Genomic DNA, 21,941 nt, shown 5'->3' on the forward strand with positions numbered 1-21,941 from the left:
CCCTCCCTATTAAAACTCAAATTTTTTACTTGCTTTTATGTTATAATCTACTATCTGTATCTGTGGATAAACATTGTTGTTCCATTTGTTAGTTTTAAATTTACCTACGATTTCGACTTCCAATCTTTTATTTGTTCTTTTTCCTAATCCTTTTTGTTGTTTTCCTATCATTCGATTGTATTCTTCTTCATTGCCAAATTTAGTGAAACTTAGAACTCGTGAACCTATCTGTTTTTCTATCTTGATTAAATTCTTTCTTGCCCCCAACAATTGAATGTTATCTGCAGTAATATTTATACCTGTTATTGCGAATAATGGCTCTGGGACATTGTTTCCCCATATCTCTTCCCATTCACCTATTTGTAAAATATCTTTTTCTCTTAATCTTCCAACAGGAATTATATAATCAACATGATATACATCTTCGATTACTGTATTTTTTAATTTTTCATTAGTTAATGATATCAAGTTATTCACATTGCCTTTCTTCAATTTAAATCCAAAAGCATTATCGTGTCCAGATATACTGTTAAACAAGCCAGTCTCTAATAAGAAACTCCTTAAATTGTCTATTTCGAACAATTTATAGTTCCTACCACTGCCACCATAAAGTATGTTATTATACTCTTTCAAAATAATCGAAGGTCTTTTATATGTATCAGCTATTTTATTTGCAACAAGTCCTGTAAAAGTTTCATCTAGATCATTAGTGCCATCTACTACTATTATTTTGTTGTTACCTATTTTGTTTTCTTCTATTTTCATTTGCAATTTTTTAAGACCCTCTTTTACTCTTTTATCTTGTCTGCTCTTGATATTAACACATATTCTAGCCATTGTTTCCTGCAAGGAATGTATTTCTACAGGAGGTTTTGGGTCTTCTTTATGTTTTCTTCTAGGCTGATATTCTACTTCTTCTTGTATTCCAACTAAAGCTCGAAAGACATTAGCTTTCTCATCCATAGTCCCCGACCTAACAACTGCATTTAGCAACGGAGCTACACACCATATAATATTTAATATTGTAGGATTTCCTTCTATATCTTTTTCTCTTTTTTTATAAATCTCTCGTAGAAACTCGTTACCATCATCTGAATTTGCCAATTCCAAACCTTTTAAAACTAAATATCTAGTTTCATAGCTTTGTAAATCCATATCATCTGCAATCATACCAATTGCAACTAAATCTAAATATTTGTCTGCATAATTATGATTGTAAGCTTTATCGTATTCTTTACAGAATTTATATGTAACTCCTACACCTGATAAAGTGTTATTAGGATAGCTACTATCTTGACAGTTGATTACTACTGCATATGGGTTCTCTTTTTCACAAATATGATGGTCTAATACTAAGATGTCTTTGCCTAACTTTTTTAATTTTTTACATTCTTTTATATCATTACTACCTGCATCTGGAACAATTAGTAAATTGAAATCTATTGACTCTAGTTCTTTTAAAATTATTCCATGTTCTTTCCCTTTATGTATTGCAAATTCTACCTCAATGTTTGATTTAATATTTTTAATATACTGGTATATTAATCCGCTTGAAGTGTATCCATCGGCATCACTATCAACAATAATAAGTATCTTGCTATTGTTATTGATATGTTTATCCAACATTTCTAATCCTTCTTGCATATTTTTTAGTAGCGTTCCGTCTAATACATCACCTTCACTTACATGAAGAAAACGTTTGGTGTCTTGAACACCTCTTTGCTTTAATAATATATCTAATAATTCATCTTCCTTTAACTTCTCATACCCTTTATGATATGCTTTAAATCTCACTAAACCATCTCCTCTAATTCTGATATATCACCTATAAGGTATCTTTCTTTATACAATTTCTCAAAAACATCTTTCCCATTATCTATCGGAGCATCTTTATAGCCTAACACATCATCCCAACATAAAATGATTGATACATTGACATAATTAATCAACATCTTTGTTATTTTTATTAACGTTCTTTTATATTTTTCAAATTCTTTATATTCTTTTGAATTAATATCATCTAAATATTCTGGTTGGTATTGCTTATCATAGGCTATAATAACTTCATCAACTCCTAGATTTAGTAACAAATCTCGTTGATATAACGACATATTCATTCCCATTGTTGCTAAGGCTATATTGTTCTCTTGACCAAAATAACTAGCATATTTCAAGACAGATTTCTCACCCTCAAAAACTATTGCTTTACGGTATCTTCGAATGTTATTCTGATTCTCATATATACCATATAGATTGAACTCAACTGGAAATCTATATGTCAATCCTTGTATAGTTACTGGCATATATTTTTTACCTTGTTCAATATCTCTTTGAAAAAAGGCTCTCCCTCTTATTCCTATTAAATCTCCATTGATATCTCTATGCGGTATAATGGCTTTATATTGGTTAAAATAAAATTTAATGCTATACAACTGTGCCACAGTCTCTTCAATTCCTTCTTGAACCCAAATATTAGGAATATAATCATCAAAAATACTTAGCACATTCTGGTCATATGTAGGCAAAGAAGGGATTAACTTCTTAGGCTTATACAAATGTTTGTTTAGGAAATCCATTTCCTCCTTGATAGTATCTGACCGCTTCAAACCTTTGCCTTTACTAAAGCTATTTTTAATGCCTTTATGTCTTAATATTAAATTGACAGCTTCAACAAACTCGCAGTTTTTTGCACTCATTATTACATCAAATAATGACATTGAACCACAACTAGTGTAGCAGCAAAACATTTTAGAATGAATAAAATACTGAAGCTTATGTTTATCTCCATCATGACAAATTGTTCGAAAATATAAATTTCCTTTGTTATCAGGTACAGGTTCTCCCCCACCTAATTCACTCATAATATGTACTACATCTTCGGTTGTGACTATCTCTAAAATATCTTCTCTATTCATCTTTATTTTCTTCTGTGTCTATATGTATTAGTGTTTTTCCTATACTTATTGGTTCATAATATTGATTTGTGCAAAACATATCATAGTAGTACATACAGCCTAAATCATGGTATCCCCATATCTTTATTGATTTAATATCGTTCCCTCTATTTTTGTATATAGAATAGCAAATATTAGGTTCTTTATGTTTAGTTAGTCCTAATTTGTATATTATGGGTTCAATCATTTGTAATTCTTTTTTTGTTGGTTCAAAAGATACTATTCCTACGTCAGCTTTATTAGGTAATGACCTTGCCCCTTTTACTGCTCTTTGGTCTCGTACTCCATCTCTTCTGGCTTCATCTGTTGTTTGTGTAAAACCTATGATACAAACATGGAATTCTTTAGCTATCTTTTTTATATTACTTGATAAATTCAATAGAACTTGATCTTCTCTAACTCCCATACCCCTTGTTTGTTCAACATATTCTGCTGTCATTGCATTTGTCAGCTCAAGATAGTCAATAGCTACTGCACAAACGTTATGTTTAACTTTATATTCTTCTACGATATTCCACAAATAAGTTATATCATAGTTTGCTTCATCTTTTAAAAACAATTGAGTATGTTTTAATATTTCTATAGCTTTATCTACTCTTTTATCTTCTTCCTCTGTCAGTTCATTGTCTTTTATCTTCTTTTCATCTATACCACTTATAAAAGCCCACATCATAGGCTCTAATTCTTTGTATATATCCATCTCAGTGCCAAGATATAGTACTGCGTTATTCATCCCATTGGGATTTTCTGTAAAGTCACCCTCCTCAAAACTCCATATATACGGTGCTGCCATACCTAAAAGTCGTTTAATAGCGACTCTAGTCTTACCAGTACCAGTGTCTCTAGTTTCTAAGATAAAGTTCCCTGGTATAAGTCCGCGAATAACTGTATTCAAATACTGGCTCTCCGTATTTAAACCATAGCTAGGTGACTGCTTCATTTCTTCTCGAAGTTCTTCAGCGTTATCCCCTGCTTTTCTTTGTGATGCTTCATCCCCAAACACAAATTTGCTTTTAGCTTTTAGGTTCTTTTTGTCAAAGAAATTTATAATATCTTTAATACTCTTTTTCTCAAAATTTTTTAGCTGTTCTTCCTGCATTATTATATCCATGCTATTTAAATCCAATATCTCTGAAACATCTACACCTTCAGCAATATAACTTCTTAAAAGAGATAATTTTTTAAACTCAGTATAATAATATTTATAATTGTGTTCGTTTGCATCTTCTAATATATCGGTTATCCATGCTTCGGAATTGCTCTTTTCAAACATTTGAGTATGATTTATTGGCTTATAATTGTACATAAAAGTTTCAACATCATTAAGTCCTATAGATTGAACACCCTGTTGTGCTAAATTATAAATACATTCGAATAACGCCCTATGAGAGTTACCCATGAAGTCTTCAATATTAATTTGATATTCTTTTGAGTTAACAAGTTTAGGATTCAACATTAAACACCCTAATACTTGACATGCTGTACGTTTATCATAGTATTTTTTAATTTTCTTCGTTGTCAAAGTCATCTTCACTCCAATCTATATCATAACTTAGAGTTTCTTTCTTCTTAAAAGGATTATTTTTTAATTTAACATTTATTATCTTAACATCTTCATTTACATGAAAATTCTCCAAGGATTCTTCAATATTGTCTATGTTTATATAATGTTGAAGAGTTCTTTCATAATAATATGGCACTATTCCAATTCCACTATTATAGTCTTCAAAATTTTTATTCAATATTTCTTTACAATATTTTAAGGTCAAATATATACCTTTGTCAGTAAAATTGTAGGGTTCTTTCTTGTAATCTTTTATTTGTTTAAACATTAAAGGTGTTGGCTTATCAATATTGAATATTTCAGTTATGTATGTAAATAAATCATCCCAATACTCATCTCTTTTAGAAATATTTTCATAGCATTCTTTACAATAATATCTGTTTCCATGTTTAACCGTATCTTCTTTGTTGTTTGTTTTTTTACATGTAGGGCATTTAACTTTACTTGCCATATTAGCCTCCTATATTAATAAAGGGGCTAATTAGCCCCTTTTATTGACAACTAATCTTCTATTCTTCTATGTCGTCATTTTCTTCAAATTCCTCTATTCTTGATTCTAGGTCATCTCTTATACACAGTAAAGCTTCTAACTGTTTATTTGTTGCTTCACTGACTCTTACATCTTCACCTAAATGGTCTGATACAATCTCCGCATAAACTTCAATTTTACCATCGCCCATTTCCTCAAATCTGTCATAAAGTTCTTTAATATCTTCTTTTACTTCTTCAATATCTGCATCTTCATCTTCTGTTTTATAAATTTCTTGTTGCTCTTCAAAAGAAACACTCTCATATCCTTCTGCCTCATTCTGTTTCTTTATCCCATCTACTATCACTTCTTCTAGAGTTTCTGCTGTAAACTCTGGAATAAAAGTATCCATATATCTATATCTTGTTCTAGCAAAAAATTCGTCCGTTTCTGCTATGTATGCACTAGATTTAATTACTTTATTATGTTCATCAACACCATTAGATTTCAAATAGCATACTACATCAGCGTTATCTCTAATAGGCTTTATGCATCTCTCATCTCCGTCAATTATGTACTTATCCTTTTTCTTATCAAGTTTCTCATGTCCTATGAACACAACTGTATAACCTAATCCAATAATGCTATCCACCCAAGACCACATTTCAGTATCGTACTCTTCCCATGCTCCATAGCCACCGTTAGCTTTTCCTATTGAAGTTACGTCATGTCTTGAACAAATATATTTTTTACAATATGTACCCGCTCTTTCCATTCCATCTATCACTATTGTGATTTGTTCTCCGCTTTGTAGTAATTTTAGATATTCCTTTTTAGCTAAAGTGGTATTATGTTTTTTCATATCTCTCCAACTTCTTGTACTCAAAACTACTGCTCCATTAACAGCGTTCATACCTTTTTCACAAGGTATAAAGATTGGGTTTTTTAGTCTTGCTGCTTGATGAGTTTTTCCAAGGTTGTTACCCCCGTACAGTACGATCACTTTACCTCTTAAATCCTCTGAGATTCTAGTTACTTTCGCTTCTTTTTTAAAAGTCTTTTGTATTAAAGACTGCAATGCATTTGAAATAGCCATTTTGTTCTCCTCTCTGATTTCAATTTTTGATTTAATATTTTTATATTTAGAATCCTAAACTTTTTTTTGGTTTCCTTTCCTTATTATCTTTCTTGTTTGTAAGTCCTTTTTTATTTTCTTTTTTATCGTCTTTTGCTTCATTTTCTTTTTCTTTTATTTTAGATGCTCTTTCTTTTGAAGCTTTCTCGATTAATTCTTCATCTAATTGTTTGTCATCATCTTCAACTACCTCTGCACCTGTTGCAACTAATTCATTTATATATGTACGTTTTTCTTCAATCTTAGCTCTACCTAAACTTCCACCTTTTTTTACTTTTTCAATAATACTTTGATAATTAATATCTCCCCAAATGTTTAATGTATCTCCTTCTGAAACATTCTCCTTGATATCTTCAGCAAAGTCATATTCTTCCCCTTCTTCGTCAACAATCTTTCCTGCCACAACTTCCAACGGAAATACTGTTCCGTCATAATTAGGAACTAGTCCTTTAACAATAACTCTTCCTGTTTCTTCTTCATCTGGCTCTTCACCTTTTAACTCTTCTGTTATATCAGTTACAAACATCTCAATATCAAAAGCCGCTTTAAAATCTTCTTCTGATAAACTATTGTCTACTTTTATGTTACCGAAACCTAGATCCAAGCTTATTTTAGTTATAGCTTTTTCTTCATTTGCAGGGACAAAGATTTCTTCTTTAATTTGAGGAGTAAAGTCTTTGTTTCCATAAATATGTAATATTGCTGCGTTCTCCTTGTCAGTTGCCATAGTATGTAAAGATCCATCAATGAATTGTTTTAATGTAGTGAACACCTTTCTCTCTTTGCCTTCTTTTGTGTTTTGTTGCACGAATACTTTAATTGGTATCTCTGAATTTTCTCCAGTTTTAACAGTTAAAGAACCATTTATGTATTTACCTTTGTCACCCTTTCCTTCTTCTAGTTTGTGTTCTTTTACAACTCCAATTGCTTCAATTTTGTTTGTTACTTTTCTTAATTCTTCCATTAAAAAATTCCACCTTTCATAATTGATTTAATATTTTTATATTTACTTAATTGAGCTATAGCTAAGTTATATTTACCTCCTTAAATTTATTGCACTTCCATTGATTTTTAGCATCTTTTATTACTTCATCTCGAATTCTACTTTCTAATGATTCTCTATGTATTGTGCAATTATTTTTAAATCTTCTACACTTTTTACATGTAGATTTAAAATGCTCATATTCTTGTACATTATCAAATATTCCTACATATGGTGCAACAGTTATTGTAAACTCTATTCTAGGATTTTCTTTGTCATAGTATACTCTATTTGATCTTTCTAAGACCATATTGTCATCTTCCCATATCCCACAATTAGTTAATGTATCTAGCGTACTTTTATAATAGTTGTTACAATCCATATCTATTCTTGGAAAATAAAATATTGTATCTACGAATATAAATTTATCTTTTGTTGGTTTAATCCACTTTTGGAGTTTCATTTGTTCCTTTGCATAATCACTAAATCTTTTTTCAAAATCTTTAGTTTTAGTTGGCTTATATGCCATAACTATTTTGCCTACTACTCTATAATTCATATAGTGATTAACACTTATAAAATCACTGCATATCAGTTTAAGCTCCATAACGCCCCCTTTCCGCAACTAAATATCTTACAATATCTATTCTACTATAATTTTCTAATCATGTCAACATTTAATTTAATATTTTTAATATATATTTTTAAAAACTCCATTTTAATCAGTATATATGACAATGTGTTCTCCTTCTGTCCTATATCCAAAGCAAAGATTTCCTCTATCACATATTAAAGCAAGTTCCAATGTACTTAAATTATCAGGATTAGACACTATTTTATATTTAACGTTTGACTGTCCTGATGCAATGCACTCAACCTTTGCTTTATTTTTTATTTCGTTGTAAATCTCATAGTTAACTCTAGCTTTTTCTTCTTCATTTTCTGTAAATGCCCAACTACTATATATTTTCATATCTAACATTTTTACTCCATCCTCTCATAGAACTATTACGATATCATTTTAAATTTAATGATATTAAATTTAATTGTTTATTGTCATTTTTGATACTCATTTCATATTGAACATCAATAAATCTATCCCATATTTCAGCTTCTACTAAAACGTCCTCTCCATTATTTTCTAATATCTTTGTTATAACCCCAATAGGCTTGCAATTTTCATCGAACTTGTAAATTGGCATTTTATCTAGTATTGGAATACCTATATATTCATTTACATCACCTATTGCTGGAACAGTTAAAATAACTTTCATAATATCCCCCTTCTAATACCAATCTGGACTTTCTCTACTATATTCTTCTTTTTTCTTAATAATAAGTTCTCCACATTTCTCACAATAGAATCTATCTATTCTCGTCCATTTAGAATTGAATCCTGTAGATTCTGAGTATTTTTTAGCATCTAAGTATACTAACTTATGGTTATTTTCACTACACATTCATTTTAACTCCTCTCAACAAACTCTCTGATTTCAAATCTTTTTTTAGCCTTTTGCATATAAGTTTCTCGTTCTTCTTTTGACAAGTCATCCCAATAGTTTTTATTTTGCCCTTGAGAATGATACATATCTGCTGCTATATCTTTGCTATCAACAGTGACCACTTGTTTAGCGTACTTCTTTTCCAAATAAGCAGTCTTACGTGAAGGTGTTTTATATATCTTACCATCAAAATAAATTACATAAACTATGTTCATATTTATTAATTATCTCCTTCATTTCTTGTACTCTTTATTTAACTTTTCTAATTTTATTTTATATTCTAGATCTTTTTTGCCCACATATTCCACTAATATATTTTTATATTTATTTCTTATATCTCTCAATTCTTGTTCATGTCTTCTATTTTCCTTTTTCAACTCATCCTTCATTAATAATTCCTTTTTGGCTTGTTCGCAATTGCAGCTATAATACGTCCATTCTTCTCTATCATGATATCTTGTATATGGTTCTATCCTTTTGCCACAATAATAGCAGTAGTGATTATTACAGATTACTACTGTTTTTGTATTTATTTCATTATTCATAAATATTTCTCCTTTATATGTCTCTAGCACAATATTTAATAATTCTTCATCTTCAGATGATAATATAAAGTCATCGTATAATGGCAATTTAGCTCTATGTCCTCTAATAGTCTCCATTTATGTATCGCTTCCTTACAACTTCATTTTTACATACCGTAAAGGAACAACATCAACCTTATGTATGTTTAACTTCTTAATTTCTTCATATATAACATTAGCATGAGTATTTTCTTCAACATGAATTTGTTGAATATGATATTTGTAGCAAATGCAAGGTAAATATTTTAACATATCAAATATCTCATAATATTTCATGCAATAAGCTTTTTCATCAATTATGTCTTTTGCTATGACTTCAATATAACGTTCTCTGGCTGAATATTCCCATCTTATTTCTAAAATATTAACAATGAAATTATTTTTATGCCCTTCTTTTCTTTGCTTTATCATTTGTTTATATCTTAATTCCGCTTCATATCTTTCTCTTTTTTCGGCTCTATCGAAAACGTCTATAAAAGATATAAGTTTATCAATTTCATCATGGTTACCATAGGTTTTTCTTTTACCCTTACATATATCTCTATTAGCATTACAGCCATCACAAGGACATTCGCATTTTTGAATTATGCTATAAATTATCATGCCATCTAGTATGCAAGTTGCAGGTACATAACCTTGTTGAATACACAATTCTCTCATGGTATCTTTTTCTTGCATATTTTTTACTCCCATTCTTCACCTAATTGACGTTCATACCAATTAATATTTCTTTCTTTATCATTATCTGAGTTGAAACAATTTGGAGCTTTTAAATCACTAAACCAGTGTGATTGCCCCATATCTCTTACCGCTTGAGCCGAAGCATTAAAAAATCTGCTCCAATATTTATTGTCATTAAATAATATCCACAATTCTAAATCTAATGCTACAATAGTTTCTACTATTTCACCTGTTACATATTTTAAAGGAACTTCTTTAATTATTAGTTGTTTATTTGCTTTATTGAATTCAACGCTATCACATTCAAACACTTTTGATATTCTTAAATCATCTTCCCCATGCCAACATCTATCTCTTTTCCCAGCTAGTTTTTTGATTTTACCAACGCATATTTTTTCTGCCAAGTCTAAATTATAGTTATTCTCATCAAAATTATTAAAAGTGTAATATATGGTAAAAGTATCATTTTCAGACTTTGACATTTCTTTCGTTCCAAACCACCCTTTTACTGGAACAAAATTATCTTTAATCAAGCCTATTTTCTTGCAATATTCATATATCCCTTTTTGATTTTCTGTTATTTCTTCTAATACTTTACTACATACAATTTTAAATGAACTACAATAACTAAGATATTGAGAATTAAGATATAATTTTCCATTTACATCTCTTCGTATATTAGAATCTTCAAATCCACTTTTTAATAATTCTTCAACTTCATCAAATGAATAATATGGTTTTCCCTCATCTCCATAGTTACTAAATCCAATAACAGGAGCTTGTTCTGAATAACAACCAAAACTATCTGTTCTCACATGCATAGTATTGTGTAAAAATATGCCTTCTTTCATTGCCATGTTTCTCATCTTCCTTTCTAACTTCAAATAAAAATCAACTTTTAATTTAATATTCTATTCTTTATCGTAACAACTGGATCGCACCCCTCTATGAACACTGAATAAAAATCTTCTTTCCTTACCTCTTTCCTTATTTCTTTAATTAAATCATCCAATAATACAGCAATGGTTGCATCCTGATAATAGATATTAACACTATCACCCTGCTTTTCATACCATTTATCTAAATGCTCCTGTGCTTTATCTAAATCTTCATCATCAACATTTAAATATGAATACATATCCTCATATCCGTTTTCACATTTATCTTCGATAATTTCACACAAATTTAAATCAAATACTGGTTCTGGACACGTTCCCCATAGATATTTAGGTAATTGTTTGTCTGTAACTCCCTCGTACTGAATCTTTTCATGAAGCCACTCCCAAACTCCATCTGCATCTGTTACAAAGCTGCTATCATCTAATATGAACTTACCTTTATAATCTTCGAATTTAATTTTCTTAGCTTTTTTCAATAATTTTTGTTCTTCCTCATTACGTTCCTTGTTTTCTTGTATCCTTCTTTCTTTTTCAGCATCTTTGCATTCACAATAATCAGTTTTATTGCTTTTGCCACAATATTTACAGACATATTGTTTACCATTGTAGCAATCTCCACATCCCTCTACACAACCATGACTTCCATTTTGTCTATAAATAAATCTTAATCCTCTACACGTAGGACATGGGATTTCATTATCTTTTAATGATAAAATTAATCTATCAGTTATTTCATCAAATAATTCTTGTGTTGTTTTTCTTTGTTGCTCCATCCTTTACCTTCCCTTCTCTCTTTGATATTTGCATTCACAATACATTATTACAATATTTCCTTGCATTTTGCAGTTAGAAATAAACTATCATATTTTATTTCTTTTTTTACAATCTCTAATACCTCAATTTTTCTTTTAATAGAACATACATCATCATGCTCTTCTATATCTATAACATCAAATTTCTTAGGTATAGTTTCTCCTTCTTTTACATAGAACTCCACTACCTGGTAAAATTCACGATATTCATAAAAATTATTATTTGGTTTTTCTTTAAATTTCTTCATTATTTATTTCTTCCCATCCTTTTCATCTTAACTGAATACTTTAGAAGTATTTTCTGATATGTTTTTAGTTTAATGCCAGATAAATTCTCTGTGAATGCAACTGGATCTTTTAAACATTCCTCTATTTCTTTAACAGTCAACCTATTTATAGCTGAATTATTTTGTTGTTTACCGTTATTCACCATTTATCATCCTCCAAGACTTATTTTAAATTTGTTCTAAGCCCAATCTAAATGGACATACTCGTCACCAGTACAATCTTTCTCTACGTATATTCTTTCTACTTCACAAGCTCCAAAATCAAATTTTACTTTTAACTTCCCATATCCATCATCTTTAAGTTTTTGTAATTCTAATATTAATTCGTTTACATCCATATTTACTACCCTCTTTATATTATAATATTAATAATGGGTATCCATTAGGATGTTCGTCAGCGTTAACATGTATAATCCAGTTAGTGCCATACACACCTGGGAGTGTGCCTGTTTCCTTCATATTTTTAATTTCATCTAAAACATTAATCATATTTTCCTTTATGGTTGTATAATCTTCCTCTGTATAAAATTTACCACTATGTTTAAAATACTCCAATTTTATTTTGTACATAATTATTTACCCTCCTCTTAATACAAATGTATATTTTTATTAAAACTGAATATTTATTTACTCTTGTACTTCCTTTAATAACAATTTGCTTAATGCCTTTTTGAATGCTCTATCAATACCTTCTTCTCTATTGTAAGTATCATATTTGTTACAATATATACTAGTTTCTACATTATAATGTAACAATTTTACTGTGGTTCTTCTTCCTCTAATATTAATCTTACATTGATATTCTTTATCAAATACTAAACTAGTTGTAAAAGCTTCTTTAGGAATTTCTCTTTCAAAAATAACTTCAAATATACCTCCATGCATCATATTATCATCTGTTTTTATTCTGCATATTCTTCCATTATCAAATTTTTCAATAACTACTCCTTTAATTTCTTTATAACATCTACCTATAGTTATTTTAATTGTTGCAACATCCCCTATATCTAAATTGTTTTCTACAATTTTAAAATATTTATCAAAATTACTTTTATGTACGCTGCAAACATATCCTAAATCATTTTTAATATATATTCTCTCATTTATAATTTTTGTAATTTTATTATTTTTCCCTACAAATATTCCCCCACGAATAGATCTACTACCTTCAACTTTCATCCCTACTTCTAATTTTCTACTCATAATTATCTCTCCTTTATTTTAATATTTTATTTTTTATATTATTTAAACTCCAACATTCATACTCTCAAATTCTGGTCTTCAAAACAAAAACCTCTCTCTATCAATATTGTAAGAGTCACATACAGCTTGATGCAATGAAGCTATCGCTGAATAATCACTAGGTTTTTTATCAAACATTTTATAAAGTAAATTTGTTGATCTTATATAATCTGATACAATACGATTAATTATTTCATTATAATGTTCATTATCATTTTCTTTGAAATGTAATATTAAGTTTGTCATATCATTATCTTTTTTCAAACGAACATCTATTAAGATAGTTCTACATTTTGATTGTTTTTCATTTATTAGTCCCTTTATAAATTCTTTATCTTTATCGTCAATATTTAAATTATCAGAAACTATCACAATATCTGATTTAGATTGTTTAATAATTCCATCTACATAAGTATACAATTCACTAATGTCACATTCATCACTGCCGCACCCCCAATGAGTTATAATTAATGGTGCTAATAAATTGCTATCTATTGTAAATCTTTTATGTATACTTATTAAATCATCTTCTAATTCATTTAAAAACTCTTTGATTTCATATGCATAAACCTCTGAGTATTTCTTATCATATTCATCATACGCACTCCCTAAAAGAGTCTCACACAACATATTTTGCGTCTTGCTAATGTTTTTAACTATTGCACTTACTAATTCCACTTATTTCATCCTCCCTAATTTCTCGTATTTACATAAATATATTGATAAACAACTTTCTATAAAATAAACTTGTCCATTTCATCATTCATATTATTCATTCTCGTTACTCTATTTTCAATTCCTTTTTGGATATGTTCATTCATGTTATTTATTTCTTTTATATCACCATTCATTTGTTCTGTGTTTGCATACACTTCTTCTGTCTTTTGTGCAAAATCATTTATTGCAATAGAGATTTGTTCTATTGATTGATTTACTTCTGCAGACATGTGTCTTATCTCTGATGTTATTTCCGATATTTCATTTGAATTTTGTATATAATCCTCATTAACTATTTCTAATAATTCATTATCTTTAGTTATCTTATTATTTATGAACTCTAAAATCTTATTCGCATTGTTGCCAAGATTAGATACGGTGTTTTTAATTTCATGTGTTATAGGTTCTACGTTATTAAGAGTCTGATTAGTTTGATCTGCTAACTTTCTTATTTCATTAGCTACTACTGCAAAACCCTTACCATATTCACCTGCATGGGTAGCTTCTATTTGTGCATTTAATGCCAATAGATTTATCTGATTAGTGATATTATCCAACTCTTTTACAATTATTGAAATGTCATTCACAATCTCGCTTTCTTTTATCAGTTTCTTGATTTTTTCTTTTTTCTCGTTATAAATACTCTCTGTCTCTTGAAGCTCTTTAGTTGATTTTCTCTTATTTTCATTTGTTTTCTCTTTAATTGCATTTGCACTTTCACTTGTTTCTAATACTTTCTGATTAAGAGTTTCGGTTATAGTGCCTATTTCTTCAATACTAGAATAGATTTCTTGTATTGTGGCACTTGAATTTTCTAAACTATTTAAAATATCTTTCGATTTAATATTTGTATTCTCAGATTTGCTAGTTATTTGCTTTGCGTTCTCTAATAAGTCTTTTGTTGTCTCTGAAAAATGAATGGAGTTATTTTTAAATTCTTCTATAAAACTACTTACATTCTCCATTATTTTATTTAAAGCATTATTTAAAGTTTCTATTTCTTTTATTTTGTAATCTTTTGTAAATCTTAGTGTAAAGTCCCCTTTGATTATTTCCTCTGACACTTCTACTACATTCTTGATGCTATTTGTAACTTTGCTAAGATAGAAAGTACATACTAATACTATTAATGCAAGTATGGATAAACTTATAATTATTTGTTTTATAAACAATTCTTTGCTATTTTGCAGTATGTTATCTATTTTTATGCCTACATTTATCACATACTCTACTTCCCCTTCAGCGTTCATATGGGGGAATGTAATTATAAATAAATTCTTTTTAGCTTGTTCTATGTAATGCCTTTCTCCCAATATCTCCTTTGTACTTCTTATTTGATTCATTAAACTTACGTTTGAACAATCTTCACCAACACGCTCTCTAATGCTATGTCCAATCATTTTGTCGTTTTTGTCCACAATATTTATTATGTCTACAACTTCATTGTTCTTTTCATAAAACTCTTCTACTATATCTTGTATATCTGTAGATGAATTGCTTATATCGTGGGTAAAATTATTAGCGATAATCTTACCCATTTCTAGCATTTGATAATCGTTACTATCTTTAAGTGATGAATTATACAATGTTAGTACAATTCCGATAAGTGCAGCTATAGAAATTATATAAACTGACATTAATTTAGTTCTTAAACTCATTTTTATTTTCCCCATTGAGATATGCCCCCTCTTTATATCTTTACAATACTTCGTACACTGTGTATAAGCTTTTTAAATCTCTATTCTTTGAAAACTTTTCTGAATCAGAATTAAAACTCCAGATTCGCAACTCTATTCTGTCAACTTCACCTTTATTCTTTTTCTCTTTTGCTGCCGCTTCTACGGTTTTCATTAGTTCTGTACCTACACCAAGTCCCATGTAATCTTCTTCTACTTGTATCATAGACATACACGCCACTCTTGATTTTGATAACTTAGAGTTTTCTTCTTTCTCCTCGATTTCCATATAGCTAAAACCTACAATTTCTTTTTCTTCACTTTCTGCTACAACCATATAATAATTGCTATTTTCAACTATATTTTTGAATTCTTCTTCGTTATACTTTATTTCTTCTTTAGTGAATATATTAGGTAAATGCTCTTTATGTAATTGCAATAGTTTAGTCGCTAGGTCATTCACCCTTTCTCTATCTTCCATTTCAACTTCTCTAATTTTAAATTCCATAATACACCTCTCATAATATATTTATTTAAATATTTTCATTACCATCTTAAATCTACTACAATATTGCTCTCAATGTGTCTGAACTTGTAATTGTCACAAGTCCTATCTATATAGTGAAACTTTCCTGGATCTAAACCCTGTTGTATTAAAAATTTTCTAGCTCCATCCGCCATTGCTTTACTACTCATGCATTATCACATCCTTCTAATCCAATAAACTATTTCGTATCTCCTTTGTAAACACAGCACAAGGTAAATATATAGAATTGCTCATTCCTTTATATATGCCTTCATTGCTTTTCCCTTCTACGTGCTTCCACGCTGTTGACCTCATCTCTTTTATATGTTTTTCTCTTAATTCTTCATCTTTATATATGTATTTCATATTATACTCTCCGAAAACATGGTCTATATTTTCCGTATATAAGACTACCCCTTTCTCTTTTGTCTTCTGTTCTATTATTTTTGCAGTTTCTAAATCTACTGACATTTCCTCACCCCTTCACTCTTATCAAAATAATGAATTTATTTAATATTTTTAACTTCTTCATATGTATATCTACCTTCAAAATAAGTATCCGAAAGGTATCCAAAGCTCTTGTTACATTGATTGCAAACTCTAATGAACTCAAAATATTTCTTATTATTAATTTCTGCAATCTTGTAATCTTTTGTTCTCCCATCTAAAAGCTTTTTACATTTAGGACAGCATATTTGGTCATTAATTTTTATTGCAACTCTCATAAAATATCTCCCTTGCCAATCTTTACTATTAGTATACTCTATTACAAAGTGAAATGTCAACAATTAATTTAATATTTTTATAATTAATTGTTTAGGTATAATAAAACTCCATGAAATAGTCACAGAGTCTCTAATTTTGTGAATTTTGTATTGCCATACAGATTTCTTTCCTGTTTACCTAGTTCTCCATTTTTCTTAATGATTTTATACCTTAGACAACTCCAATGTGTTATATTATCTGGAGCTATCATTTCTCCAATTTGACCATTCTCAAGCTGTATTCTACTTCCTATATCAAGATCTTTACTAATAAGGCAGCTAATATACTCGACTTTAGGATAAGTATCTTGACTTAATAACAACTCAATATACTTATTTAGATTAGAATAGTGAGTATCTGGATGATGCAGCCAAAAATCTCTTTCTACCCTCTTATCATCAGACTTATACGTTATCTGTGCAGTCTCTACACTATACATAGCTGTAGCTATATTTAAAATCTTTTCCACTGTCATCTTTCTTGATATTACTATTCTTATATTTAACTCAGGATGCTCTATCTCAAAAGTCTCCGCTAACTTTAGCTTTTCAAATTTCTTATTGTAATCCAATATTATCACCTACTGTCTTTTTCTCATATATTTGCCATGTTTTATAGGTCATTAATTTTTAAATATTTTCCATTACACATTCACCATTTTTATACATACTAACATAAAAATAACTCGACCACTTATATTTAAATAAAGCAACTCTTATCTTAGCCTCTTTCAAATTATCATATTTTTCTATTAATAATTCTTCACAATCTAAATCATTAATATCACATTTTAAACCTAATTCTTTTATTGCTCTATCAGGTTCTACTAAATCACTAGGTCTTATAAACACACAATATTCATCAGGTGTTGACTTACTTATAATACTGAAAATATCATGTATTTTCAAAGTTTTCGATTCTTTTAACATATTACACCCCCTGTTAACTTAAAAGTTGTATTTTATTTCAATCTCCTTCCTGTGATTAAATCATGTAGCTCAAAACTAAGAACACTATCATCATTGTTGCTAATCTCTTTTGCCAACTCTATTTTCTCTATTGATGCAATGCTAATTGGATTAGTATAGTTTTCTGTATCTACTAAATATTCTATAGCTATTACTTTAGCATCACCTTCATTTTTACACTTTATCTCAAATCTAAATTCTAAATCATAATTGTTTCTCATTATAACTTTATATAAATTATCCATAATCTATCTCCCATAAATTATTATATGTACTGCTAGAACTAAATTCTAGCTTATTTCATATCATCAGATATATAAATTTCTTCAACAACATTTACCCTAAGAACTTCTATTTTAGTATAAGAATCTTTAAATTCCTCCAACCAGTCTTCAACATCTTTGTCATCTTTTAGCCAGTCAAATCCATATGAATCTCCGTCAAAATAAGTTACTAATATCTCTTCATCATTCATTTTAAAACCTCTCCTCAAAATCAAAGTCCGCTTCAATTGGCAATTCTATAAAATTATACTTCATTTTTAAATATAACTTTACAGAATAAATAGCTTGTGCATCGAAAACACTAAACGCCTCTTTACACATACTTTCGAACTCTTCCCTGCTAAATTTATTTTTATGCATAAGATATTTAAAAGAATAAGCTGTTTCTCCATTTCTATCTGTATTTTCACATTTCATACTTAATTTATATATAAACATTGAAGCTCACTCCTATTCTAAATACTGCTTTAACTCTCCTCAATTATTTCTTTTATCATTCTTAATTTATCTAAAGTGAACCTACCTTTATTTTTATATCCACTAAATTCCGATTTAATTTGGTCATATAGTTTACCACTTTCAATTTCATCCAATATGTCTTGTTTGGTTAAGTATAACTTATAATCTGCACCACCTGCAGTCCAAACTTGTCTATAATCATCCTCTACATTAAACTTCTCTTCATGAAAATAATTTATTTTACCATCTTCGTATCTACCAAACTTAACAGTTACATATTTTCTTCCTAGCTTGGTTATTTCCCCTTTGTAAATCCATTCTTCTATATTATTCGCATTTAATCGCCTTGCAGCATTACTATGGTCTTCTATTTTAACCCAAATTTCTTGACCCGCTGTTAACTTTCCAAAATCTCTAATCATATCATCCTCCTAAATATTTAAAATAACTTTCCTAATGATTGATCTTACTTACTTCTATCTACTAACTTGTTTAGCTCCTCATTGTAGCTAGTCCATAAAACAGTGCATTTTTTAAGTATTTCTTCATTAAATTCTAATAAATCCATACTTAAATCATACCATTCGTATTCATCATTACCATTACCTGTACTATAAAACTCACAACTTAGATTTTCTATCTCAGACAGTAATTTATCATGTTTTGGCTTAGTAACGTCTGTATCTACAGAATATAATTCCCATAGTCTATTAAGGTCAGTTAAATCATCTCTAAATATTATTTTAGGATTTTTATTTTTTATTTTATATGGAATAATAATCATATATTGTCTTCCATAATAATCTACTTCGTCAAATATAATTTCATTTGAATCTTCTCTTATTTCACAATAAATAGGATTTTGATGCTTAATGAAATCTTTAAAGTTTCTATATTTATCGTCTATTAAATTTATAGCTTCCTGTAAGTTTATCTCATTTGCCAAATCTCTCACCCTCCTGATTGTTGCCCCTCTATGTCTACATTCAACATTTTACTACAATAACTACATTCTAAACAGCAGCCATTGCATTTCCATCTTATTAAATTTCAACTCAAAAATTTTAACCCCATTTTCATCATTACTTTGGCACTTATAGATAATGCAATCTACGCCTTCTACTTTGCCTTCATACTTTTCGAAAGCTTTTGTAATAACAATCACTTGCTGCTCTCCATCTTCATTCGCCACCCGTATTCTCTGTGGCTTAATGTTACCATCTTTATCAAAATAACAAACTACATCACACATTTGATTCACTACTTTCACGCTATCACCTACAATCTGACTGTTAAGGTAATTATAATAGATATCAATAGTTATTCCTAAATTCTATATTGCTATTTTAAACACTAAAATCCTAAAACATTTCCCACGTATTCATCTGATGCAATTGTAATCATATCATTCCAGCTTTCAAAATCTGTATTTTTCGTTACGAACTCATGCCATTGCTTAGATTCAATCACTTCATCAGTAATATCACTAATACCATATACTTCTTCAAATCCATCTATGAAATCTTGTAAACTATTATAATTGGTATGCTTTGCCATAAAATCGTCTACAAGTAACTCTTCCAATTGAACTTCTATTTCATCTCCTAATTCTTCTACTTCCTTCACCATGTTGTCTAGGTCTTTTTGCAAATCATCAAATCCTTCAAAGTTAATTTCCATATATTTCACCTCATTATTATAATTTTACTATTGATATCTATTAAATACAATATATAGTGTATGAACTATATTTTACCACCACATATTGTGTTAATCAATAAATAAAATTAAATAATGCAGATTAATTTTCTATTATCTTAAAATTATCATTTTATTAAGATTTATTTGCACCTTATAGTTGAATTACAACATAGCTTTAGATATTTTTTTAATTACAATCGGATACAACAAATCAAATATATCACTAAAAATTGGCATTAAAGCACATTCTATAATTTCGTTTAAAGTAGGATCAGTTCCAAACTTTTCAAAACAAGTTTTCCAACCCTCAATACCCATTGTTGTCATTAAATATCTAACAATCTCATTGTTATTATCATCTTTAAGGTAATAGTTAATATCTGACCAAGAGAATCTATCTAATACTTCATCTTCCCATATCTTATCTTTATCATTCTTAACAAAGTATTCTTTATCAAGATTACCCACACTCTGTTCTACTTCGAACAGCAGAAGTTTTTTAAGACTATTAGGTATTTCATCTTTACCACCCAAATATTTTGATACTACACCTTGTAATTCTTTTAAGTTATCTTCGTAATTAGACATATTTTCACCTCCTTATTTTTCAAATTACGAATTAACTATTTTCAATTTTAGATAAAATACTTTCGAATATTTCTTTATCATAAGTAAAAAAATCATAATCACCATCACGTTTCATTTCATTGATTTTATCTTTAATCAGCTCTTTGATCCATCTAAGCTCTTTTTCTTCAAAAAAAATATTTTTATTTTGTGTTGTCATGATATTCTCTCCCCTATATTCTTTCATTACATAATATATTTGTTATCTACACTAATCGTAGTCACCCTCATAATCTTCACTATTGCCTTCAAATGCTTCGTTTTCTGTTGTATTCTCCAAGCAATTTTTTAGCTCTAGCTCCATCACTATTTCCCTTGCCAAATATTATGCCAAGTATTATGTTGCTGCATATCTCTAGAATACTTAAAATTTCAAGTGGTATTATACATATCATTTTCACTAGATGTGATTCTATGTGAAAGTAAACAAATAATATTATCAACAAACACATTATTAATACTGCATATACGCCCATAAAACATCCCTTTAAGTAATCTTCTGGGTTGTTTGTCTCTAATTGGTCTAATTCAGTTTGACCTCCTAATGGGAGACATTTAGGATTCTTATGTGTTATTCCAATAATATTTGGAATGAACTCTAAAAAACTAGGGATATTTTCCATTTTATAACCAAGAGCGTTTTTTACATATATAATTGCATGCCCCATTTCATGTACATATATGGCAAAGTACGCACTAATTAATAATAATACTATTATTAATATTGTTATTGCCCCAATTGCTACTAAAAGTGTTTTAGTGTCAAATTGCTCAACAATTGCAGGATATTTTGTATAATCTATTACAGTAATTACTAAGATTGAGAGATTTAAAATTACAAGAACAATGCTAATACTTATTAATTTTTTATATAGTTTATTTAATTCAATTTCACTCATACATATACCCTCTAATATTTTTTATAAATTGTATTACTAAGTAGTAGTATTTTAGGCTTCATATGACCTTTCAACACCTTTTAATACCTTTTTACACCTTATCATCTTGCTTTTCCATATCTTCTCTTGATTCCTCATATTTACGCTTTGCAGCTTCAACTGGACAGATTTCAAAGTTCTCTTCTGTTTATAAATACAATCTTTACAA

38 protein-coding genes are annotated in these 21,941 nt (G+C 28.9%); all 38 read right to left on the reverse strand.

Going from position 1 to position 21,941, the window contains the following annotated elements; all coding sequences use genetic code 11:
- Positions 1-9: 9 nt before the first annotated feature.
- The 38 genes from B3603_RS16990 to B3603_RS17175 all read right to left on the reverse strand — a co-directional run bounded on the left by B3603_RS16990 (position 10) and on the right by B3603_RS17175 (position 21,733).
- Positions 10-1,794, reverse strand: coding sequence for a DHH family phosphoesterase (locus B3603_RS16990; protein WP_291567106.1), 1,785 nt, complete (start codon positions 1,792-1,794; stop codon positions 10-12).
- Positions 1,794-2,915 carry a hypothetical protein gene (locus B3603_RS16995; protein ID WP_291567108.1) on the reverse strand — a complete coding sequence of 374 codons (1,122 nt, stop codon included), beginning with the start codon at positions 2,913-2,915 and terminating at the stop codon, positions 1,794-1,796. The genes B3603_RS16990 and B3603_RS16995 overlap by 1 nt, the downstream gene beginning before the upstream one ends.
- Positions 2,908-4,482, reverse strand: a complete 1,575-nt coding sequence (locus B3603_RS17000; RefSeq protein ID WP_291567110.1) for a DnaB-like helicase C-terminal domain-containing protein — start codon at positions 4,480-4,482, stop codon at positions 2,908-2,910. Before B3603_RS17000 ends, B3603_RS16995 begins: the two co-directional genes overlap by 8 nt.
- The gene (locus tag B3603_RS17005; protein ID WP_291567111.1) at positions 4,457-4,969 is read right to left on the reverse strand and encodes a hypothetical protein; all 513 of its coding nucleotides are present in this window, start codon (positions 4,967-4,969) and stop codon (positions 4,457-4,459) included. Before B3603_RS17005 ends, B3603_RS17000 begins: the two co-directional genes overlap by 26 nt.
- A 58-nt stretch (positions 4,970-5,027) precedes the next feature.
- On the reverse strand, positions 5,028-6,083 hold the full coding sequence (locus B3603_RS17010; protein WP_291567113.1) for an ATP-binding protein: 1,056 nt from the start codon (positions 6,081-6,083) through the stop codon (positions 5,028-5,030).
- Positions 6,084-6,129: 46 nt separating this feature from the next.
- Complete coding sequence (locus B3603_RS17015; protein WP_291567115.1) at positions 6,130-7,086, reverse strand: hypothetical protein; 957 nt, start codon at positions 7,084-7,086, stop codon at positions 6,130-6,132.
- A gap of 61 nt (positions 7,087-7,147) precedes the next feature.
- The gene (locus B3603_RS17020; RefSeq protein ID WP_291567117.1) at positions 7,148-7,711 is read right to left on the reverse strand and encodes a RusA family crossover junction endodeoxyribonuclease; all 564 of its coding nucleotides are present in this window, start codon (positions 7,709-7,711) and stop codon (positions 7,148-7,150) included.
- A 111-nt stretch (positions 7,712-7,822) separates the two neighbouring features.
- Positions 7,823-8,086, reverse strand: coding sequence for a hypothetical protein (locus B3603_RS17025; RefSeq protein ID WP_291567120.1), 264 nt, complete (start codon positions 8,084-8,086; stop codon positions 7,823-7,825).
- Positions 8,087-8,120: 34 nt separating this feature from the next.
- Positions 8,121-8,378 carry a hypothetical protein gene (locus tag B3603_RS17030; protein WP_291567122.1) on the reverse strand — a complete coding sequence of 86 codons (258 nt, stop codon included), beginning with the start codon at positions 8,376-8,378 and terminating at the stop codon, positions 8,121-8,123.
- Positions 8,379-8,390: 12 nt separating this feature from the next.
- Positions 8,391-8,564: a hypothetical protein gene (locus tag B3603_RS17035; RefSeq protein WP_291567124.1), complete on the reverse strand. Its 174-nt coding sequence runs from the start codon at positions 8,562-8,564 to the stop codon at positions 8,391-8,393.
- Between the two features lie 5 nt (positions 8,565-8,569).
- Complete coding sequence (locus B3603_RS17040; protein ID WP_291567126.1) at positions 8,570-8,821, reverse strand: hypothetical protein; 252 nt, start codon at positions 8,819-8,821, stop codon at positions 8,570-8,572.
- 18 nt (positions 8,822-8,839) lie between these two features.
- A complete protein-coding gene (locus B3603_RS17045) occupies positions 8,840-9,268 on the reverse strand; it encodes a hypothetical protein (RefSeq protein WP_291567128.1) in 429 nt (142 codons plus the stop codon).
- A gap of 15 nt (positions 9,269-9,283) precedes the next feature.
- Positions 9,284-9,868 (reverse strand): hypothetical protein, encoded by a 585-nt coding sequence (locus B3603_RS17050; protein ID WP_291567130.1) that lies wholly within the window; start codon positions 9,866-9,868, stop codon positions 9,284-9,286.
- A 5-nt stretch (positions 9,869-9,873) separates the two neighbouring features.
- Positions 9,874-10,728: a hypothetical protein gene (locus B3603_RS17055; protein ID WP_291567132.1), complete on the reverse strand. Its 855-nt coding sequence runs from the start codon at positions 10,726-10,728 to the stop codon at positions 9,874-9,876.
- A gap of 41 nt (positions 10,729-10,769) precedes the next feature.
- On the reverse strand, positions 10,770-11,543 hold the full coding sequence (locus tag B3603_RS17060; RefSeq protein ID WP_291567134.1) for a hypothetical protein: 774 nt from the start codon (positions 11,541-11,543) through the stop codon (positions 10,770-10,772).
- 47 nt (positions 11,544-11,590) lie between these two features.
- Positions 11,591-11,830: a hypothetical protein gene (locus B3603_RS17065; RefSeq protein WP_291567137.1), complete on the reverse strand. Its 240-nt coding sequence runs from the start codon at positions 11,828-11,830 to the stop codon at positions 11,591-11,593.
- Positions 11,830-12,015, reverse strand: coding sequence for a hypothetical protein (locus tag B3603_RS17070; RefSeq protein ID WP_291567140.1), 186 nt, complete (start codon positions 12,013-12,015; stop codon positions 11,830-11,832). Before B3603_RS17070 ends, B3603_RS17065 begins: the two co-directional genes overlap by 1 nt.
- Positions 12,016-12,048: 33 nt before the next feature.
- Positions 12,049-12,207, reverse strand: a complete 159-nt coding sequence (locus tag B3603_RS17075) for a hypothetical protein (RefSeq protein ID WP_291567142.1) — start codon at positions 12,205-12,207, stop codon at positions 12,049-12,051.
- Between the two features lie 19 nt (positions 12,208-12,226).
- Positions 12,227-12,439, reverse strand: coding sequence for a hypothetical protein (locus B3603_RS17080; protein WP_291567144.1), 213 nt, complete (start codon positions 12,437-12,439; stop codon positions 12,227-12,229).
- Positions 12,440-12,496: 57 nt separating this feature from the next.
- Positions 12,497-13,072: a hypothetical protein gene (locus tag B3603_RS17085; RefSeq protein ID WP_291567146.1), complete on the reverse strand. Its 576-nt coding sequence runs from the start codon at positions 13,070-13,072 to the stop codon at positions 12,497-12,499.
- Positions 13,073-13,150: 78 nt separating this feature from the next.
- Entirely contained in the window at positions 13,151-13,789 is a 639-nt protein-coding gene (locus B3603_RS17090) for a hypothetical protein (RefSeq protein WP_291567148.1), read from the reverse strand.
- A gap of 56 nt (positions 13,790-13,845) precedes the next feature.
- Positions 13,846-15,501, reverse strand: coding sequence for a methyl-accepting chemotaxis protein (locus B3603_RS17095; protein WP_291567150.1), 1,656 nt, complete (start codon positions 15,499-15,501; stop codon positions 13,846-13,848).
- A gap of 25 nt (positions 15,502-15,526) precedes the next feature.
- Positions 15,527-16,012, reverse strand: coding sequence for a GNAT family N-acetyltransferase (locus B3603_RS17100; protein ID WP_291567152.1), 486 nt, complete (start codon positions 16,010-16,012; stop codon positions 15,527-15,529).
- 38 nt (positions 16,013-16,050) lie between these two features.
- On the reverse strand, positions 16,051-16,200 hold the full coding sequence (locus tag B3603_RS17105) for a hypothetical protein (RefSeq protein WP_291567154.1): 150 nt from the start codon (positions 16,198-16,200) through the stop codon (positions 16,051-16,053).
- A 16-nt stretch (positions 16,201-16,216) separates the two neighbouring features.
- Entirely contained in the window at positions 16,217-16,501 is a 285-nt protein-coding gene (locus B3603_RS17110) for a hypothetical protein (RefSeq protein ID WP_291567155.1), read from the reverse strand.
- A gap of 35 nt (positions 16,502-16,536) precedes the next feature.
- Complete coding sequence (locus B3603_RS17115) at positions 16,537-16,755, reverse strand: hypothetical protein (protein WP_291567157.1); 219 nt, start codon at positions 16,753-16,755, stop codon at positions 16,537-16,539.
- 119 nt (positions 16,756-16,874) lie between these two features.
- Complete coding sequence (locus tag B3603_RS17120) at positions 16,875-17,366, reverse strand: hypothetical protein (protein WP_291567158.1); 492 nt, start codon at positions 17,364-17,366, stop codon at positions 16,875-16,877.
- A gap of 58 nt (positions 17,367-17,424) precedes the next feature.
- Positions 17,425-17,724, reverse strand: coding sequence for a hypothetical protein (locus tag B3603_RS17125; RefSeq protein ID WP_291567159.1), 300 nt, complete (start codon positions 17,722-17,724; stop codon positions 17,425-17,427).
- 32 nt (positions 17,725-17,756) lie between these two features.
- Entirely contained in the window at positions 17,757-18,008 is a 252-nt protein-coding gene (locus B3603_RS17130; RefSeq protein WP_291567161.1) for a hypothetical protein, read from the reverse strand.
- A 50-nt stretch (positions 18,009-18,058) separates the two neighbouring features.
- A complete protein-coding gene (locus B3603_RS17135) occupies positions 18,059-18,238 on the reverse strand; it encodes a hypothetical protein (protein WP_291567163.1) in 180 nt (59 codons plus the stop codon).
- Between the two features lies 1 nt (position 18,239).
- Positions 18,240-18,485, reverse strand: coding sequence for a hypothetical protein (locus B3603_RS17140; RefSeq protein ID WP_291567164.1), 246 nt, complete (start codon positions 18,483-18,485; stop codon positions 18,240-18,242).
- 29 nt (positions 18,486-18,514) lie between these two features.
- Positions 18,515-18,928 carry a hypothetical protein gene (locus tag B3603_RS17145; RefSeq protein WP_291567166.1) on the reverse strand — a complete coding sequence of 138 codons (414 nt, stop codon included), beginning with the start codon at positions 18,926-18,928 and terminating at the stop codon, positions 18,515-18,517.
- Positions 18,929-18,972: 44 nt separating this feature from the next.
- Positions 18,973-19,452, reverse strand: coding sequence for a hypothetical protein (locus B3603_RS17150; RefSeq protein ID WP_291567168.1), 480 nt, complete (start codon positions 19,450-19,452; stop codon positions 18,973-18,975).
- A gap of 60 nt (positions 19,453-19,512) precedes the next feature.
- Positions 19,513-19,671 (reverse strand): hypothetical protein, encoded by a 159-nt coding sequence (locus B3603_RS17155; RefSeq protein WP_291567170.1) that lies wholly within the window; start codon positions 19,669-19,671, stop codon positions 19,513-19,515.
- Positions 19,672-19,859: 188 nt separating this feature from the next.
- Positions 19,860-20,186, reverse strand: a complete 327-nt coding sequence (locus tag B3603_RS17160) for a hypothetical protein (protein WP_291567172.1) — start codon at positions 20,184-20,186, stop codon at positions 19,860-19,862.
- 183 nt (positions 20,187-20,369) lie between these two features.
- Positions 20,370-20,795: a hypothetical protein gene (locus B3603_RS17165; RefSeq protein ID WP_291567174.1), complete on the reverse strand. Its 426-nt coding sequence runs from the start codon at positions 20,793-20,795 to the stop codon at positions 20,370-20,372.
- A 31-nt stretch (positions 20,796-20,826) separates the two neighbouring features.
- Positions 20,827-20,994: a hypothetical protein gene (locus tag B3603_RS17170; protein ID WP_291567176.1), complete on the reverse strand. Its 168-nt coding sequence runs from the start codon at positions 20,992-20,994 to the stop codon at positions 20,827-20,829.
- Positions 20,995-21,082: 88 nt separating this feature from the next.
- Entirely contained in the window at positions 21,083-21,733 is a 651-nt protein-coding gene (locus B3603_RS17175) for a hypothetical protein (protein WP_291567178.1), read from the reverse strand.
- Positions 21,734-21,941 lie beyond the last annotated feature (208 nt).

It is taken from the genome of Clostridium sp. UBA2485, assembly GCF_002341865.1.
In the GTDB taxonomy this organism is placed as follows: domain Bacteria; phylum Bacillota; class Clostridia; order Clostridiales; family Clostridiaceae; genus Clostridium_J.